Here is a 17,780-nt window from a genome sequence, read left to right on the forward strand (position 1 = left end):
TTTCACCATGAATAAACGTCTGTACCGTATCGTCTTTAATAAAGCCCGCGGCATGCTGATGGTCGTTTCCGAGCTGGCGCGCGGCTGTTCGGGCGGATCGTCTTCCTCCGGGATCGGGCACGCGCTTCAGCGTCTTGTCTGTCGCGTCGGCGCACTCAGCCTTGCGCTGTGGCTGGCCTCTGGTGCCGTCACGGTGCAGGCCGCCGGGATTGTGGCGGACGCCTCCGCGCCCGGTAAACAGCAGCCCACCGTGATCAGCACCGCTAACGGCACGACGCAGGTGAATATCCAGACCCCGTCTGCAGGCGGCGTGTCCCGCAACACCTACAGTCAGTTCGACGTTGGCCGGGACGGGGCCATCCTCAATAACGCCCATAAAAATACCTCAACCGAACTCGGCGGAATGGTGACCGCCAACCCGTGGCTGGCGAAAGGCGAGGCTAAAGTCATCCTCAACGAGGTGAACGCACGCAACCCGAGCCAGCTCAACGGCTACATTGAGGTGGCTGGACAAAAGGCCGACGTGATCATTGCCAGCCCGTCGGGCATTACCTGTGACGGCTGCGGCTTTATCAACGCCGGGCGCGCCACGCTGACGACCGGTACCGCGCAGATGCAGGATGGCCGGATAACCGGGTATCAGGTGGAGCGCGGTGAGATTACCGTGAACGGCAACGGGCTGGATACCTCCGGGCAGGCGCACACCGATATCATCGCCCGGGCGGTTCAGGTGAATGCGGCGATTCACGCGCAGGATTTACGCGTCACTACCGGGCGCAACACGGTGGATGCGGCGCATGAAAAGGTGACCGCCCTTGCGGATAACGGTGCGGCAAAACCCGTCATGGCGCTGGATGTCTCCCAGGTCGGCGGCATGTACGCCGGGAAAATCCGTCTGATCGGGACGGAAAAAGGCGTCGGCGTGCGCAACGCGGGCAATATCGGCGCGGAAGCAGGGACGGTCACCCTCTCCGCCGACGGGCGTATTGAGAATAGCGGCACGGTCTGGTCTTCCGCTGACGTCGCCCTTTCTGGCACCGACGCCATACAAAACAGCGGCTCCCTCGCTGCACAGCGCAACGTCAGCCTGACGGGCAAAACGATTGCCAGCACCGGCACGCTGGCGGCAGGCGTGCAGCCCGATGGCACCACAGGCCGCGACGGCGATCTGACGCTCAACGCCAGCGGCAAACTTGAGATGCATGGACTGAATGTGGCGGGTGGCAACATCAGGTCCACGGGACAGGGGTTGGATGCATCAGGCAGCGTGACGCAGGCCAACGCCATTACCCTTAACGCCGGACAAGGCGACCTCAGCACCGCCGGTGCGGAAGTCATCGCGAATGACACACTCAGCGCCACGGCAACCGGCACGCTGGATAACAGCAGCGGCCTGCTCGCCGCCGACCAGCTCACGCTCACGGCAAAACGCCTGCAAAATCAGAAAGGCCAGATAAGCCAGAGCGGCACGCGGGGTCTGACGCTGAACCATCAGGACGGCATTGATAACCGCGAAGGCATGATTGCCGCCAACGCCACGGTAAGCGTCAACGCCGCGTCGCTGGATAACCGTAAAGGCCAGATCGTTGCCGCCGATACCGGCAGCGCCCTGACGATAAAAACGGCTGGCCTGACGGACAACCGCGAGGGTGAACTGGCAGCAGCAGGCAGCATCAGCATGAGCGCCGACACTCTCAACAACAGCAGCGGCTTTATCAGCGCGGAACACGGCCGCGTCGCGCTAACCAGCCGCAACGCGCTGGCTAACGTCGGCGGGACAATTGCCGCCCACGATAACCTGACGCTCGACAGCGCCGGGTTGAACAACGACGAAGGGTTAATTCAGTCCGGGGCGGACATGATCGTCGACACTCACGGGAACCGCCTGTCAAACAACACGACCCTGACGACCGGCGGCATCGTCAGCTTTGGCACCCTGAACGTCAACGCCGGCAGCATCAGCAATCAGCACGGCATGCTGGCCAGCGCGAAAGAAACCGTCGTAACGGCCGCGGACGTGGACAACCGCAACGGTACCCTGAGCGCCACAGGTTCGCTGAATCTGCATGTGGGGTCGCTGGAAAATACGCAAGGCACACTGGTATCCGGTGAAGATGCGCGGATAGACGCCTCCCGGATCGCCAACCAGAAAGGGATGATTGTCGCCCAGGGCAATCTTGCCGTCACGGCACAGCGTCTGGACAACGACAGCAGCGGGCTGGTCCAGAGCGGAGGGGATCTCACGCTGGCCGTTGACGGTATCAGCAACCGCAACAGCGGGGACACGGGCGGCATCGTTAGCCAGGGAAACCTGAGCATAACCACGACCGATCTGCAAAATGATGCGGGCGTACTTCTCGCCGAAAAACGGGCCACGCTGGACGCCGCGCGCTTTAGCAACATCGCCGGGACGCTGTATGCCCTGGATACGCTGACGCTTGCCACGCGCAGCGATACCGACAACCGTCAGGGGGTCATTCAGGGAAGCGGGCTCGTTCTTGATACGCACGGCTGGCAGCTGGATAACCGCGAGGGGACGATTTACAGCCTGGCGGACATGCAGCTCGCCACCGCCGCGCTGAACAACCAGAACGGCACGCTGGGCGCAAAAGGGGAGTTCACGCTGCGGGCCACCTCGCTGGATAACCGTTCCGGCGGGCGTCTGGTGGGTGAGCAGCAGATGACCCTCAACCTCAATCGTCTTGATAACCAGGACGGGCAGATCCAGTCTCTCGGTGAACTGGCGGTGAACGCCGTAACGGGGGCGATCGACAACACGCTGGGCCTGATACGCAGTGGCGCAACGGTGACGCTCAACGCGGCCTCGCTGATCAATCGCAATACGCAGGCTGAAGATAAGGGTATTGAAGGGCTGGATGTGAAAATCAACAGCCAGCAGTTCGATAACACTCTGGGAACAACGCGGGCAGGCAATACGTTATCGATCGCCAATTCCGGAACCCTGGATAACACGCAGGGTGAGCTGTCCGCCGAGGGGGCGCTGTCGCTGAGCGGCGCGGCTTTGCGGCTTCTCAACGCTGACGGGGTCGTTATTGGCGGGGAGAACGTCACGCTTGAAGCCGACGCGCTAACCGGAGACGGTCAGCTTCTGTCGCTCGGCGATATGACGATTCACACGCAGCAGAGTTTTAACAACGCGGGTGATGTGATTGCCAACGGCAGCATGACCTTCACCACGCCGGGCAGCGTGACCAACAGCGGTAACCTGCTGGCGGGCGCAAAACTGGATCTCAGCGCCGCCAGTCTGTTCAATGCCGCGTCCGGCGAGATTGCCGCCGGCGCGACCTGGTTGACCCTCTCCTCAAGTCTGAGTAATTACGGTCTTATCGACGGCAGCCAGACGTGGCTGCGTGCCGAAACCTTAACGAACGCGGGTACCGGCCGCATCTACGGCGATCATCTGTCGATTCAGGCGATAACGCTCAATAACCTCGCCCAGGACGGAACGGCAGCGACCCTCGCCGGACGCCAGCGCGTGGACATCGGGGCACAGACAATCAACAACCGCGACCACGCGCTGATCTACAGCGACGGGGCGATGGCCATCGGCGGGCGCGTGGACGACAACGGCTTCGCCATCGGGCAGGCGCAAACCCTCAACAACCACAGCGCGACCATTGAGTCCGCGGGCGACATGGCGCTCTCCATCGGCCAGCTCAACAACATCAACGACCATTTCAGCACCGAAGTGGCGCTCATCTCCACGGAGCAGATCCACGAGTACCAGCAAAAGGGATCGCCCACCCGCTGGGATGCGGATGCTGACGGCGTGTTCGTCGACCACAACTCGGCCGACCACCTGCTTAACCTCAACACCCCGGACGATACCGGGGCCAACAACGACAACTTTTACGAGTACACCTACACCCGTACCATTGAAGAAGAGGTGATTGCCGAAAGTGACCCGGGCAAAATCCTCGTCGGCGGCAATATGCTGATTACGGCAAATCAGGTTCTGAACGATAAAAGCCAGATTGTGGCGGGGGGAACGCTCGGGATCTTCGCCGATTCGGTGGATAACGTGATGCCGGAAGGCAGCCGATGGATCACCGATGCAGGCTCGGTCACACACTACAGCCGTAAATCCAGAAAGGGTGGCGACTCGCAGGGAAAAAGCACCTCGGACTACGCCCCGCCTGTGGTTATCCAGTCGATCACCCTGTCGCCGGGCAAAATGGAAGGCAACAGCCAGGCCGATGGCAGCGGCATGACCCTTTCCCCCGCCAGCGCCCACAAAACAGATGCCACGCTCAGCGGGACGGGTAGCCTGGCGGTAGGTGTGGACACCACCTCACCGGGTTCCCCTGCCCTGCCCTCCGGCAATGCGCCTGGCAAATGGATTGAAACGCCCGCCAGCGATGCGCAGGGCGTGGTGGTACGTGCCGCAGGGCCGGACATCCGTCTGCCGGACAGCAGCCTGTTTAACACCCTGCCGGATCCGGATGCGCATTACCTGATCGAAACCGATCCACGCTTTACCAACAACAAGACGTGGCTCGGCAGTGATTATATGCAGAATGCGTTCACGACAGATCCGGATAACGTGCACAAGCGCCTTGGCGACGGCTATTACGAGCAGCGCCTGGTACGCGAGCAGATCATCGCCCTCACCGGCGGCCGCTACCTGGGCGACTACCGCGACGATGAGACCCAGTTCAGGGCATTGATGGATGCGGGCATTGCTTTCGGGCAGACGCATCAGCTTGTCCCTGGCGTGGCGCTCACCGCCGAACAGATGAGCCTGCTGACGGAGGACATGGTCTGGCTGGTCAACACCCGCGTTCAGCTTGCCGACGGCAGCTGGCAGACGGTGATGGTGCCGCAGGTGTATGTTCGCGTACAGCCTGGCGACATCGACGGCTCCGGCGCGCTAATGGGGGGCCAGAATCTGGTGATGAACCTGAACCGCGACCTGGTCAACAGCGGCACCCTGCACGGGCGTGACGCGGTGCAGCTCAGCGCCGACAACATCATCAACAAAGCAGGAACGATACAGGGGGCTGACGTCAGCCTGTTCGCCCGCACGGACATCAACAACACCGGCGGCACGATCTCGGGCAAAAATGCCGTACTGGCCACGGCCGGGCGCGACATCAGCCTCACCACCACCACCCGCAGCGCACAGAGCAGCGGCGGGAAAAACAGTTTTGAGCGCACCACCGTAGAGCGCGTGGCGGGGATATACGTCCAGGGCGATGACGGTAAGCTGGTGCTGAACGCCGGGCGCGATCTCACCCTGACCGGCGCGCAGGTCGTTAACAACGGCAGTGGCAGCCAGACGGTGCTCAGTGCCGGGCGGGATCTGAACCTCACCACCGTCACCACCTCCGCCAGCGATAACCTGACGTGGGATAAAAATAACTGGCTGAAGCAGTCCACCACTCAACAGGTTGGCAGTGAGGTGGCCAGCGGAGGCGATATCCTGATGATGGCCGGACGCGACGTGAATGCGCAGGCCGCAACAGTGGAGGCGGACAGCAGCCTCGCCGTCAGCGCGGGGCGCGACATCGCCGTCACCGCCGCCACTGACAGCAGCATGTTTGAGTCGCACCATCAGTCCACCGGCAGCAGCGGCGCGCTGTCGAAAAAAACCGTGACCACGCACGATGTGGTGAACAGTGAGACCGCACAGGGAGCCCTGTTCAGCGGCGACAGCGTCACCCTGCAGGCGGGCAATAACCTGCGGGTGCAGGGCAGCGATATCGTGGGCGATAACGATGTCCGGCTGGCGGCAGGCAACAGCCTGACCGTGACCACGGCGGAGGAGCACAGCCAGGAGAGTCATCAGCGGCAGGAGAAAAAATCCGGCTTCTCCGGCACGGGCGGCATCGGTGTCAGCTACGGCAGCCAGAGCCTGAAGGTCACCGACACCGCACAGGACACCACCCATCGCGGCAGCACCATTGGCTCCGTGAACGGCAGCGTCACGCTGAGCGCGGGCAATGACCTGAGCGTCCACGGCTCGGACCTGATTGCCGCGCAGGATATGACGCTCGCCGGGAAAAACGTCAGCATCACCGCCGCCACGGAGAGCGGCACGCAGACCCACACCGTGGAGCAAAAATCTTCCGGTCTGACCCTTGCGCTCTCCGGCGCGGCGGGTGGTGCTCTCGACAGCAGCGTGAGCACCCTGAAGCAGGCCAGGGAGACCGATAACGACCGCCTCGCCGCCCTGCAGGCGGTGAAAGGCGCCCTGACCCTCGGACAGGGCGCGCAGTCCGTCATGCTCGACCAGGCCACCGGCAACCAGAAGGGCAACGACAACACCGTCGGCATCAGCCTCTCTTACGGCAGCCAGTCGTCAAAATCCACCCGGACCAGCACGCAGGCCACCGCAAAAGGCAGCAGCCTCACCGCCGGGAATAACCTCACCGTGGTGGCAACCGACGGCGACCTGCTGGTTCACGGCAGCCAGCTTGATGCGCAGAACGACCTGTGGCTACAGGCCAGCCGGGACGTGAACCTGATTTCCGCACTGAACACCTCCACGCTCGACGGCCAAAACGAGAGCCACGGCGGCAGCGCGGGCGTCGGTATCGGCTACGGCTCCGGTGGCGCGGGCATCTCCGTCTCCGCCAGCGTGAACAGCGGCAAAGGAACCGAGCGCGGCAACGGCACCACCCGCACCGAAACCACGGTTAACGCAGGGGATACGCTCACAATCGTCAGCGGGCGCGATACGAATCTCACCGGGGCACAGGTCAGCGGGGAGAGCGTCCTGGCCGATATCGGGCGTAACCTGACCATTACCAGTGAACAGGACACCGACCGTTACGACAGCAAACAGCAAAACGCCAGCGCGGGCGGCAGCTTTACCTTCGGCACCATGAGCGGCTCGGCCAGCGTTAACTACAGCCGCGACAGCATGAACAGCGACTACGTCTCCGTGAAGGAGCAGAGCGGTATCTTCGCAGGCTCCGGCGGGTTCGACATCAACGTCGGCGGCCACACGCAGCTCGACGGCGCGGTTATCGCCTCCACCGCCACGGCGGATAACAACCGCCTCGACACCGGGACGCTCGGCTGGCGGGATATCCACAATACCACTGAATACGACGTGGAGCACCAGAGCGCGGGCATCAGCACCGGCGGCAGCATCGCGGGGCAGTTCACCGGGAATATGGCGAGCAACCTGCTGGTCGGGGCGGACAGCAGCGGCAGCGCGGAGGGCACCACGCGTGCGGCCATTGAAAACGGCACGGTGGTGGTTCGCGATAAGGAGCATCAGACGCAGGACGTGGCGGACCTGAGCCGCGACACGGCGAATGCCAACGGCAGCATCGACACCATTTTCGATAAGGAGAAAGAGCAGCGCAGGATGGAGGAGGCGCAGCTTATCGGGGAAATCGGCAGCCAGGTGGCGGATATCGCCCGCACGCAGGGTGAAATCGCGAAACAGGAGGCCATGAACGACCCGGCAGCGCTCCGCGCCGCAGAGGAGAAGCTGAGGGCTGAGGGCAAGAGCAACCCTACCCCTCAGGAGATAGCCGACCAGGCCGGACGCACGGCAATTGAACAGTACGGCACGGGCAGCGACATGCAGCGCGCCATCCAGGCGGCTACCGCTGCCGCTCAGGGTCTGGCGGGCGGCGACATGACCGCCGCGCTGGCCGGAGCGGCGGCACCGTACGTGGCGGAGATTATCGGCCACCGTTCCGGGCTGGACGATACGATGGAAAAAGCCGCCGCCCACGCGGTGGCGAATGCGGTGCTGGCCGCGATGCAGGGGAAAGACGCGCTGGCGGGTGCGGCTGGAGCAGCGGTCGGGGAGCTGGCGGGTGGTATTGCGCTGGAGATGTACGGGAAGGATGTTGCTGCGCTGAGTGAAAGTGAAAAGCAGACCATCAGCGCGCTGGCGACTCTTGCCGCAGGGATAGCAGGCGGCGTTGCGGGAGACGGTACGGCAAGCGCCATCGCCGGGGCGCAGTCCGGGAAGACGGTGGTTGAGAATAATGCGCTTAATCCGAGCAGTTTCGGACAGGGTATGATGGATTACGGCCTGGCAGCACAGTCGTGGAACCAGTATGCAGAAGAGAATGGTCTGTCTCCGAAGGAGAAGCAGGCCGGACTGGAAAAACTGGCAAACGGTGATTTACCGGAAGGCGCGAATATCGCTAAAGCAATTGTGGAAGGATATCAGGATGGTGTGATGATTGCGGGAGCCTGGTATCTGGGACCAGCGGCGTCAGTAGGTAACGTTGTTAGTGGCGCAATAATAGGAGAAATTGCTAATGGAAGCTACCAGTGGTTTGACCTGAGCCGTCCAGGTAACGAGAACAAGAACTGGGATTATAAGGGAAGTATTTCAGCGGGAGCAACTGGTGCACTAGCTCCGGGTCGTGGGATTTGGGCTAATGCCGGGATCGCACTGGGTGGTTCACTATTCACTGATGGGCTGGATAAAGGTGCATTAACTGGCACGGGCGCAGGTTGGGCGTTTGGTACGGCAGTTAATATTATTGCACCACCAGTATTTTCCCCTGTATTAGGTCCGAGCGCAGCCCCTGTAGGTGATATTATCGGTACCGTGGGAGGTGAATTTATTAGTAATGTAGTTAAGGATGAAATTAATGAAAAGAAAAAATAACACTACCGTAGCTTTACTGTTCTTAAGCATTGCATACATGGTTTTTTGTTGTTTAATTTTTTTCTCTCTGGCTTTGATAATTGTAAAACTAATCATTAGTCATGAAGTAGATATTGAACAATCAGATATCAAGCATGTTTTGGTTGCAAGCGTTATTGCTGGAACGGCAGCAGCTTTCAGGTCATGGCTCTTCGCCAAACTGGACGAGCGCAAAGCCCGAAAATCCCCCCCTTCCGATCCAAAATCCTGAACCACGATCCCGGCCACTGAGCCGGGATCTTTTAACAATCACTCGCTGCGGATCAGACAATCATAACGATCGCGTTTAATCACCGGCAGATCGCCAGTGTCGTTCAGCGTCCCCGGAAATTCTCTCAGCCACTTTTTCACCTTCAATTTATTGATATGCGTGATACTTAACCCTTTCAGGCACCCCCATAACTCGCGGGTATTTTGCGGCGCAATCACAATACAGTCCGGCATAACACGGATCTTTACCGCCATCCCGCTACGAAATCCGACGCGGGACAGCCGCTCGCCCGCCAGCGGCAAATAATTGCGATCCATTCGGGTATAAAGTTCGCAGCAGGCAGAGCCTGATCCCCCTCTGGCGTAAACACGTTCAGACCCGGTGCGTTCCCCGTGAAGCGCACACGGGTTCTTTTTGTGCACCTGCTCGCGAATTTCTACATTATTCTCAGATACTGCAACTTCTGTTTGGGCAACAGCCCGCTCTGGCATAGAATTCTTCGCAGCCATAATCAACTCCTGCTTAGTTGTTTGTGGTCAGCGGTATAAAGGTGTTGGCGCACCTTTATACCGCGCTCTTACCGTTTCACGTTCATTACATATTATTCACAGCCTGTATCACTGACTTTTCCTGCGGCCATTATACCGCTATGGATAAAGATACAGCACTGCATTATGGGAAACGTTTAATAAATGCGAAGCGACTCGAGAAAATAATACAACAGGCTGTAATACCTCATTATAATAAGGATTAAGGAAAGAATAAAATGACATCGAAGAAGTGGTTTTTACTATGGTTTTTCCTCACGTTCGCATTTGTTGTGACAGCTAATATTGTTGCTTTACTAACCTATTTTTCTGCAAGAATTTACCTTTTAATTACTCAAGACATTCCTATTGATGTTTATCTACCTGGTTTTATGAAACTAATTAAAGGTACATCCTTTGGTGGATTCATTTTTGGATGTGGTTGTTGGTGGATTTATTACCGCCAAGAAAAAAAGTAATAAAAAATCACGGCCACCGCGCCGGGCTCTCTCTTTTAACTGTCACTTATCCCGTCTGATCACCGGCACATCCCCCAAATCATTCAGCACTCCGGGAAACGTCTTCAGCCAGTTAGTCACTTTTTGTTTATTTATATTCACTACGCTCATACCATCCAGGCAACCCCATAGTTCGCGTGTATGCTGTGGCGTGATCATGATACAATCCTTCATCACGCGGATTTTAACCAGCATACAATCAATAAAACTGCATTCGACAACCATTTCCCGTTGAGAGATGTTTTTCTCTCCTTTAATTTAACGTGGATTTATTATTTCAGAGTGAATATATGGAGTTGTGGTTTCTTAATTAACTCTTGGATTTTATGAAGTTGTAATCAATTATATAAGACCCTATTTCATTTGAATGAGCACTAACCCTTACAGCATCTGCTCCTGGTTCACCCGCTGCTTGAAGTGCTTTTTTATTTGTACACAATTGAATCCAACGCTTTGTGTTATAGTCCTTAAACCACAACCCTGCTTCACAATGACCAAACCGCCCCTTTCTTGGGCCAGGATATGTTATTTCATAAGCCGCTTCGTATGTAATAACGTTTCCCTTCGACATAAACACGAAAACATCATAAATCCCTAATGAAAGAATAAAGCCACAACTAAACCCCACCCAAAAACGTTCAATGACATAATTTGATGTTTTACCAATAGGTCTATAATAGGTAGCTCTCCCGGAGAATATGAGACCAAAAATAGAGCCTATCGTTATATACGTTAACCATTCTGGAACAGAGTTCATTAGAACAGTTCTCATTGAAATCATGCTCACCCAAATGATATAGGCAAGAAAACAACCCAAAAGCAAAAAACTCAATAATAATATAATTACGAGCCCGGATTTGTTTCGTTCAAAGCTGTAGTATTTATTCATTTTATTACAAATTCATAACGAGTCATTAGTACATAAATGTTGCAATAATAATTGATGCAATAGCTAAACACCATTTAGCTTTCCTTAATTACAATTTGGGTTTTATTTGAAAAGTAGAGAATTAAAAATGCAATTGACAACACATCTTTTATTACGACAACAAGGATTAACTATACGCTCGTCTATGAAGGTTCGAACGCCGATCTGGATGGCAATTACGCCATCAATAGATTTATTTTTAATACAACATGAGAGTTATCTTCTAAAAAGATAACTCTCTTTTAACTGCGCTACTCCTCTTCATTTCCCCCCTCTTCATACGCGCCATACGGCTTCGCAGGGAGAACGATGTAAGTTCCTTCAAAAACCGCGCCCGGGGTTTCATCGCCAAACAGCTCAACCTGCATCTGTACACGCGCTTTGCGGCCACGCGCCAGACGATCAAGGTCGCCGCCCAGTGCGCCAAGGTCAGCCACCGCGCTCGGTTTGCCGCTGATTGGCGCGCTGTAACGAATATGGGCATCGGCCAGAATGATGGTGCCGCCAAGATGGCGCTCGCGCAGCATCAGCCAGATCAGCCCCCAGCCGGTGAGCGTTGCCAGAGAAAACAGGCTGCCAGCAAACAGGGTGTGGTGAGGGTTCTGGTTGCCGATTTCCGGCATGGTGGTAATGAATTTTTGCCCGGTGTACTGCTGGATGCGCACGCCCATCTTTTCACTCAGAGGGATATGTTCATACCAGGCTTGCTGTAACTGACCGCACCAGTCTGCGCGATGCAGAATGTCGTCCAGAGTGGCAATGGGTTTGATCATCAAAAAATGACGAATCGGCGTGGTTTGCGGGGCGGTGATTTCCCCCTGATTTACAAAACCGAGTTTGGCAAAAAACTCCACGGCATCTTCGCGGGCGCTACAGGTGACGCGCTTAACGCCTTCCTGGCGGGCGACGGACTCCAGGGTCATTGCCATTAGCGTCCCCAGCCCTTTGTCCTGTACGGAAGGGTGAACCGCCATAAAGCGAATAGATGCTTCGTTATCGGCATTGATATACAGACGCCCGACGGCGACGAGATTGCCCTCCTCGTCCATCACCATCTGGTGATGGGCCATTGCGTCCCAGGCGTCGCGCTCAGAGCCTTTCGGTTGATGTAATGGCTTGCGCAGCATTTCCCAGCGGAACTGGTAATAGGCTTCTAACTCTTCTTCCGTTTGCGGTACTCGAAGGTGATACATAGCTGTACTCTCTCTTGTTACCCGCGGCCACGCCGCCAGTTGGCTCATACCTGGAGCCAGAATGTGACGGGGCCATCGTTCACCAGCGAAACCTGCATATCTGCAGCGAATCGTCCGGTTTGCGTATGCATTTCCTGCTGGCGACAACGCTCAACAAAGTATTCGTAAAGTGCTTCTGCACGATCGGGCGCGGCGCCTTTCGAGAAACTCGGGCGCATGCCGCGCTCGGTATCCGCTGCCAGCGTAAACTGGGACACCACCAGCACGCTGCCGCCCGCCTGCTGGACGTTCAGGTTCATCTTGCCTTCCGCATCGCTGAAAATGCGGTAACCCAGCACCCGCTCGCATAAGCGGTTAGCTTTTTGTTCGTCATCATCCTTTTCGACACCTAACAACACCAAAAGTCCTGGGCCAATTTCACCCGTCACCTCTCCCTCCACGGTGACGCTGGCACGGGTTACGCGCTGTATCAATGCAATCATGGTTGGTCTGCTTCTTGTTGTTTTTCAGCTGCTGCTGCTTTTTTAAGTTCGCGGTATACGCCGAGAGTGACAGTTATTTCGGCACCAAGCAAGACGATACACCAGGTCCAGTAGACCCAGACAAACAAAATGGGGATCACCGCCAGCACGCCGTAAATCAGCTGATAGGACGGAAACATGGTGATGTAGAGGGCAAACCCTTTTTTACCCAGCTCAAAAAGCACGGCCGCCACCAGCGCCCCCACTACCGCATCGCGGTTTGGTACGCGCGTGGTCGGTACGACGCTATAGAGCAGCCAGAACGAAAGCCATGACAGGATCAGCGGAAAGATGCGAAGCACATTATCAATAACGCCGTTTAAATCACTCGCCCAGCGCAATGACAGAAGGTAAGAGCTGATGGCAAGGCTCGCCCCGGCCAGCAGCGGGCCGAGCGTGAGGATCATCCAGTACACGGCAAAAGAGTAGACTTTTGGCCGCGCTTTTTTACTCCGCCAGATTGTGTTCAGTGCGCTATCAATGGCATACATCAGCAGCAGCGCAGTGACAATCAGCCCGCACGCCCCCACCGCCGTCATCTTGTTGGAGTTGGCAACGAACTGCTCGATGTAGTTCTGGATAACATCCCCGGTGGCAGGAATGAAATTCGCAAACACGAAATGGCGAAGCTGCAGGCTGACGTCCGCAAACATCGGAAAGGCGGAAAATAGCGCAAAGATCACCGCCACCAGCGGCACTAATGAGAGCAACGACACGTACGCGAGGTTTCCCGCCAGCGTGGTCATGTTGTCCTCATCAATGCGGTGCCAGAGCAGTTTTAGCCAGGCTCTCAGCGGGCGCGTATGATGCGTGGCTTTTTGATGAACGGTTTTTAACATAACTGCTTCGCAAAGTAGTTGGGTATCGTCTCTTTTCCGGTCACCAGAATTGACGTGATACCTAACTGGTTAGCTCCCTCTATATTATCGGCATTATCGTCGAAAAAGACGGCATCGGCGGCAGTGAAACCTTCTGCCTGCAAAACGGCCTGATATATCCGCGCTTCGGGCTTGCGCATACCCATCTCCTGCGAGAGATAGATTTTATCTGCCGCTGCCTTAACTTCAGGGTATTCTTCAGGCCAGAACGTGGTGTGCAGGCGGTTAGTATTCGACAGGACAACCACACGGTGCCCCTGCTCACGCAGTTTGTGCATGATGTCGATCACTTCCGGGCGGATGGCGACAAATACCGCCTGCCAGCCGTGCGAAAACTGCTCATAGCTTAACGACAGCCCCATATCCTGGCAGAAATGCTCTGCGAATTCCTCGTCACTTATTTCACCGCGCTCATGCTGATGGAAAGTTTCGCCCATCGCAAAATTCTGCTTTAACGTCGCCAGCGGAACACGGCTAAAGTCGCTCCATGCACCCAGCACGCGATTAAAATCGATATCGACGATTACATTTCCTAAATCAAAGATATAAAGCATGTTTATCTCCTGCTCGCCGTGGAAAAATAACTGTAGCGGGAAAGAGAAGGTTTGGCTATGTGCGAGATTCAGCTTAAAGAAAGGAATGGCCCGAAGAGAGATATCGGGCCATAAAAAGGTCAGCCAGCCTGCTGTTCTTCTCCTGAACTGACTTCGACCACTTCCACTTTGCTGGATTTGAGGAGATTTTGCAGCGCCGAGCCGGGAAGCTCATCCGTGAAAAGCGCCGTGGCCTGCGCCACGTTGCCAATTTCTACGGCGGCGGAAGCGCTGTATTTTGTATGATCGGCTGCCAGTAAAATATGGCGCGAGTGAGCCATCATGGTTTTCACCACGCTGGCTTCATTGACGTCAAACTCCATCATCGCACCGTCGTGCTCAATCGCCCCTACGCTGGTCACAAGATAGTCCGCCCGGAAGCCGGACACAAACGCCGTCGCCGCCGGGCCGATAATGCCGCCGTTATGCGGGCGCAGCGTGCCGCCGGGGACCATCACTTCAAAGCGCGGGTTTTTATAGAGAATGTGCGCCACCCGCAGGCTGTTGGTGATAATGCGCAAATGGTTGTGATTGAGCAGCGCCCGGGCAACATGCTCCACCGTCGTCCCGATGGTGATAAAGATGGTTGAGCCATCGGGAATGTAGTCCGCAATCGCCTCGGCAATCGCCCGCTTCTCTTCGGTGAGCGAAACTTCACGCTGCTCGAACGCCGTGTTCACCACGCTGGACGCCCTGCCCGCACCGCCATGATGACGCGTTATGAGTCCCTGCTCGCTGAGCTTACGGATATCCCGTCGTACCGTTTGTGTGGACACATCCAGCAGCTGCGCCAGTTCATCAATATTCATATAGCCGCGATCGGCAATCAGCGTCAGCAGCTGATCGTGACGCGGGTTGCCGGTCAGTTCGGTAAGACTCATGGGCTGTCCTCTGAAAACCATCACGCCCCGCATTTTATACAAAAAGTGACAAAAAAGAGCGGGTTTGATCACAGTCGGGTATACCCGCACGCCCGCCGGGCCTGGTGCATTTCAGGGCGGCGACGGCGCTGGCAAAACGTACGGCGTCAACGGCGGACGCTTGCTGCGCCAGACTGACCGCCAGCGCACCGTGGAAAACGTCGCCCGCCCCCGTGGTATCAACCACCTCGACCTCAAAGCCAGGCTGATGACATAACCTGCCGCTTTCCAGCCAGAAGCAACCGTCTCGCCCCTGCGTAACGTACACATGTCCATTTGTGAGCATTTGTGCTTTTTTCAGCGCGTCTTCAGCTTCATCCAGCTGCGTTAAACGCCGCAGTCCCGGCGCGGAGAAGGCGGCATGATCGCTTAGGGCGATCAGTTCCGCGATGTCCTGCGGAGTGACATCCGCATCAAGTAAGGTGGGTACGCCCTGCTGGCGAGCACGGATAAACGCCTGTTTTGCCCCGTCATGCCAGCGCACGTCTGCTAATACGATATCCCATTGTGAGAAGTCGACGTCTTGCAGCCAGTCAGCCTCAGCGGGAAGAGCGGGGCTGGGGTAGTTCGCAATCACGCGCTCCCCGCTGGCGTCCACCAGCACTGCGGATTGTGACGATCGGGCCCCTTTAAACACGCGCGTGTAGCGGGTATTCACCCCCAGGGATTCCAGCTCCGCGAGCAGGCGTCTTCCGGTCTCGTCGTCACCCACGCGGCCAATAAAGTCCACCTCAGCCCCCAGTTTCGCTGCTGCCACCGCCGCAGTTGCCGCCGGGCCACCGCCCACTTCCGTATAATCTTTTGCGACATATTTCCCACCTTCTCTTGGTAAATCATCGAGATACCAGATGCGATCCAGCACGGTAATGCCGATACAAACGATGCGAGTCATGGTGATTCCTTGTGCGATTTCTGATGCTGCCATTTTAATTTCATCAAATGTTTAAAAAGTGACCCCTGTCAATTTTTTGACTATAAATTACAAATACGATCAAAAACAGACAACACAAACGCGCAAAAATTGACACGATGTGACAGGAGAAAGGCATGTCAGCAATCGCATTTATCGGTTTAGGGCAGATGGGCGCGCCAATGGCGAAGAATCTGCTGAAACAAGGTCACCGGCTTCAGGTCTTTGATGTGAACCCGCAGGCCGTTCAGACGCTGGTGGAGAGTGGCGCACAGGCAGTGGCGACGCCAGCGCAGGCCGCTGCGGATGCCGAATTCGTCATTACCATGCTGCCCAACGGCGACCTGGTGCGCAGCGTACTGTTTGGTGAGCACGGCGTTTGCGAAGGGTTATCCCGCGACGCGCTGGTGATCGATATGTCCACCATTCATCCACTGCAAACTGACGCGCTGATCCGTGACATGGCGGAGCGCGGCTTCAGCCTGATGGACGTCCCCGTCGGACGAACGTCTGACCATGCCATCGCCGGTACGTTACTTCTGCTGGCAGGCGGCACGGCGCAGCAGGTTGAGCGCGCCACGCCGGTATTAATGGCGATGGGCAATGAGCTGATCAACGCTGGCGGGCCGGGCATGGGCATCCGCGTGAAGCTTATCAATAACTACATGAGCATCGCCCTGAACGCGCTTTCAGCAGAGGCGGCCGTACTGTGCGAAGCGCTCGGCCTCTCCTTCGACGTGGCGCTCAAGGTCATGAGCGGCACGCCGGCAGGCAAAGGCCACTTCACGACCTCATGGCCGAACAAGGTGCTGAAAGGGGATCTTTCACCCGCCTTCATGATCGACCTTGCGCATAAAGATCTGGGGATCGCCCTGGACGTGGCCAACCAGCTCCACGTTCCCATGCCGCTCGGCGCGGCTTCCCGTGAAGTTTACAACCAGGCTCGCGCCGCCGGGCGCGGGCGCGAAGACTGGACGGCCATTCTTGAACAGGTTCGCGCATCTGCCGGGCTGAAAAAATCACACTGATACGAAAAGGACTGAGGAATGACGATGTACACCCTGAAAGATATCACCCGACCTTCCGGCGGTTTTGCCATGCTGGCCGTGGACCAGCGCGAAGCGATGCGCCTGATGTTTGCTGCGGCAGGCGCGCCGGTGCCGGTAACCGACCAGCACCTCACGGATTTTAAGGTTAACGCGGCCAAAATCCTGTCGCCGTATGCCTCCGCTATTCTGGTTGACCAGCAGTTCTGCTATCGCCAGATCGTCGAGCAGCAGGCCGTCGCCAAAAGCTGCGCGATGATTGTGGCAGCGGACGAGTTTATACCGGGCAACGGTATTCCGGTCGATAGCGTGGTGATCGACAAAAACATCGACGCGCAGGCAGTAAAACGCGATGGCGGCAAGGCGCTGAAGCTGCTGGTGCTGTGGCGCAGCGATGAAGATCCGCAGCAACGTCTGGAGATGGTGAAGGCGTTCAATACGCTGTGCCATAGCAACGGACTGCTTAGCATTATCGAACCGGTGGTGCGTCCGCCGCGTCGCGGTGCCGCGTTCAACCGCGAGCAGGCGATTATCGACGCCGCCAGAGAGCTGGGCGATAGCGGTGCCGACCTCTACAAAGTGGAGATGCCGCTGTTCGGTAAAGGTACGCAGCAGGAACTGCTGGCCGCCTCGCAAAAGCTGAACGCGGAAATCAATATGCCGTGGGTGATCCTCTCTTCCGGCGTGGATGACAAGCTCTTCCCGCGCGCGGTGCAGGTTGCCATGCAGGCGGGGGCTTCAGGCTTTTTAGCCGGTCGCGCCGTGTGGTCCTCCGTGGTGGGGCTGCCGGATACTGAAATGATGCTACGCGACGTCTCTGTGCCAAAACTGCAGCGTTTGGGTGAGATCGTCGACGAAATGATAGCTCGCCGCTAAGAAAGGACCCGA

13 protein-coding genes and 1 pseudogene are annotated in these 17,780 nt (G+C 57.0%); 5 read left to right on the top strand and 9 right to left on the bottom strand.

What is annotated here, in order from left to right:
* The first annotated feature begins 7 nt into the window (after nucleotides 1-7).
* Both ACOTY9_RS20695 and ACOTY9_RS20700 read left to right on the top strand, forming a co-directional pair.
* Complete coding sequence (locus ACOTY9_RS20695) at nucleotides 8-8,608, top strand: hemagglutinin repeat-containing protein (protein WP_348566084.1); 8,601 nt, start codon at nucleotides 8-10, stop codon at nucleotides 8,606-8,608.
* The gene (locus ACOTY9_RS20700; protein WP_023331623.1) at nucleotides 8,592-8,858 is read left to right on the top strand and encodes a hypothetical protein; all 267 of its coding nucleotides are present in this window, start codon (nucleotides 8,592-8,594) and stop codon (nucleotides 8,856-8,858) included. The genes ACOTY9_RS20695 and ACOTY9_RS20700 overlap by 17 nt, the downstream gene beginning before the upstream one ends.
* Nucleotides 8,859-8,896: 38 nt before the next feature.
* Here ACOTY9_RS20700 and ACOTY9_RS20705 read toward each other — a convergent pair whose 3' ends face one another.
* A complete protein-coding gene (locus tag ACOTY9_RS20705; RefSeq protein WP_348566083.1) occupies nucleotides 8,897-9,367 on the bottom strand; it encodes a hypothetical protein in 471 nt (156 codons plus the stop codon).
* 257 nt (nucleotides 9,368-9,624) lie between these two features.
* On the opposite strand from ACOTY9_RS20705, the gene ACOTY9_RS20710 reads away from it, so the two are divergent.
* Nucleotides 9,625-9,864, top strand: a complete 240-nt coding sequence (locus tag ACOTY9_RS20710) for a hypothetical protein (RefSeq protein WP_023331625.1) — start codon at nucleotides 9,625-9,627, stop codon at nucleotides 9,862-9,864.
* Between the two features lie 42 nt (nucleotides 9,865-9,906).
* On the opposite strand, the pseudogene ACOTY9_RS20715 reads toward ACOTY9_RS20710, so the two are convergent.
* From ACOTY9_RS20715 to ACOTY9_RS20750, 8 genes and pseudogenes are all read right to left on the bottom strand, one after another.
* Nucleotides 9,907-10,139: pseudogene (locus ACOTY9_RS20715) on the bottom strand (hypothetical protein); the annotation flags it as partial.
* A gap of 74 nt (nucleotides 10,140-10,213) precedes the next feature.
* Nucleotides 10,214-10,660 carry a hypothetical protein gene (locus ACOTY9_RS20720; protein ID WP_196480535.1) on the bottom strand — a complete coding sequence of 149 codons (447 nt, stop codon included), beginning with the start codon at nucleotides 10,658-10,660 and terminating at the stop codon, nucleotides 10,214-10,216.
* A gap of 422 nt (nucleotides 10,661-11,082) precedes the next feature.
* Nucleotides 11,083-12,024 (bottom strand): fatty acid biosynthesis protein FabY, encoded by a 942-nt coding sequence (gene fabY, locus ACOTY9_RS20725; RefSeq protein ID WP_023331628.1) that lies wholly within the window; start codon nucleotides 12,022-12,024, stop codon nucleotides 11,083-11,085.
* Nucleotides 12,025-12,068: 44 nt separating this feature from the next.
* Nucleotides 12,069-12,506, bottom strand: a complete 438-nt coding sequence (dtd, locus tag ACOTY9_RS20730) for a D-aminoacyl-tRNA deacylase (protein WP_014885747.1) — start codon at nucleotides 12,504-12,506, stop codon at nucleotides 12,069-12,071.
* Nucleotides 12,503-13,384, bottom strand: coding sequence for a virulence factor BrkB family protein (locus ACOTY9_RS20735; protein WP_014885748.1), 882 nt, complete (start codon nucleotides 13,382-13,384; stop codon nucleotides 12,503-12,505). The genes dtd and ACOTY9_RS20735 overlap by 4 nt, the downstream gene beginning before the upstream one ends.
* Nucleotides 13,378-13,977, bottom strand: coding sequence for a glucose-1-phosphatase (gene yihX, locus ACOTY9_RS20740; protein WP_023336484.1), 600 nt, complete (start codon nucleotides 13,975-13,977; stop codon nucleotides 13,378-13,380). The genes ACOTY9_RS20735 and yihX overlap by 7 nt, the downstream gene beginning before the upstream one ends.
* 119 nt (nucleotides 13,978-14,096) lie before the next feature.
* The gene (locus ACOTY9_RS20745; RefSeq protein WP_014885750.1) at nucleotides 14,097-14,897 is read right to left on the bottom strand and encodes a DeoR/GlpR family DNA-binding transcription regulator; all 801 of its coding nucleotides are present in this window, start codon (nucleotides 14,895-14,897) and stop codon (nucleotides 14,097-14,099) included.
* A gap of 34 nt (nucleotides 14,898-14,931) precedes the next feature.
* Nucleotides 14,932-15,828 (bottom strand): sugar kinase, encoded by an 897-nt coding sequence (locus ACOTY9_RS20750; protein ID WP_421637398.1) that lies wholly within the window; start codon nucleotides 15,826-15,828, stop codon nucleotides 14,932-14,934.
* A gap of 155 nt (nucleotides 15,829-15,983) precedes the next feature.
* Between ACOTY9_RS20750 and yihU the strand changes: the two genes are divergently transcribed.
* Together yihU and yihT are read left to right on the top strand one after the other, a co-directional pair.
* Nucleotides 15,984-16,874 carry a sulfolactaldehyde 3-reductase gene (gene yihU / locus ACOTY9_RS20755; protein ID WP_023331632.1) on the top strand — a complete coding sequence of 297 codons (891 nt, stop codon included), beginning with the start codon at nucleotides 15,984-15,986 and terminating at the stop codon, nucleotides 16,872-16,874.
* Nucleotides 16,875-16,892: 18 nt separating this feature from the next.
* Complete coding sequence (gene yihT / locus ACOTY9_RS20760; protein ID WP_023331633.1) at nucleotides 16,893-17,768, top strand: sulfofructosephosphate aldolase; 876 nt, start codon at nucleotides 16,893-16,895, stop codon at nucleotides 17,766-17,768.
* Nucleotides 17,769-17,780 lie beyond the last annotated feature (12 nt).

Source organism: Enterobacter cloacae complex sp. SHL012, from assembly GCF_049237505.1.
Lineage (GTDB): Bacteria > Pseudomonadota > Gammaproteobacteria > Enterobacterales > Enterobacteriaceae > Enterobacter > Enterobacter kobei.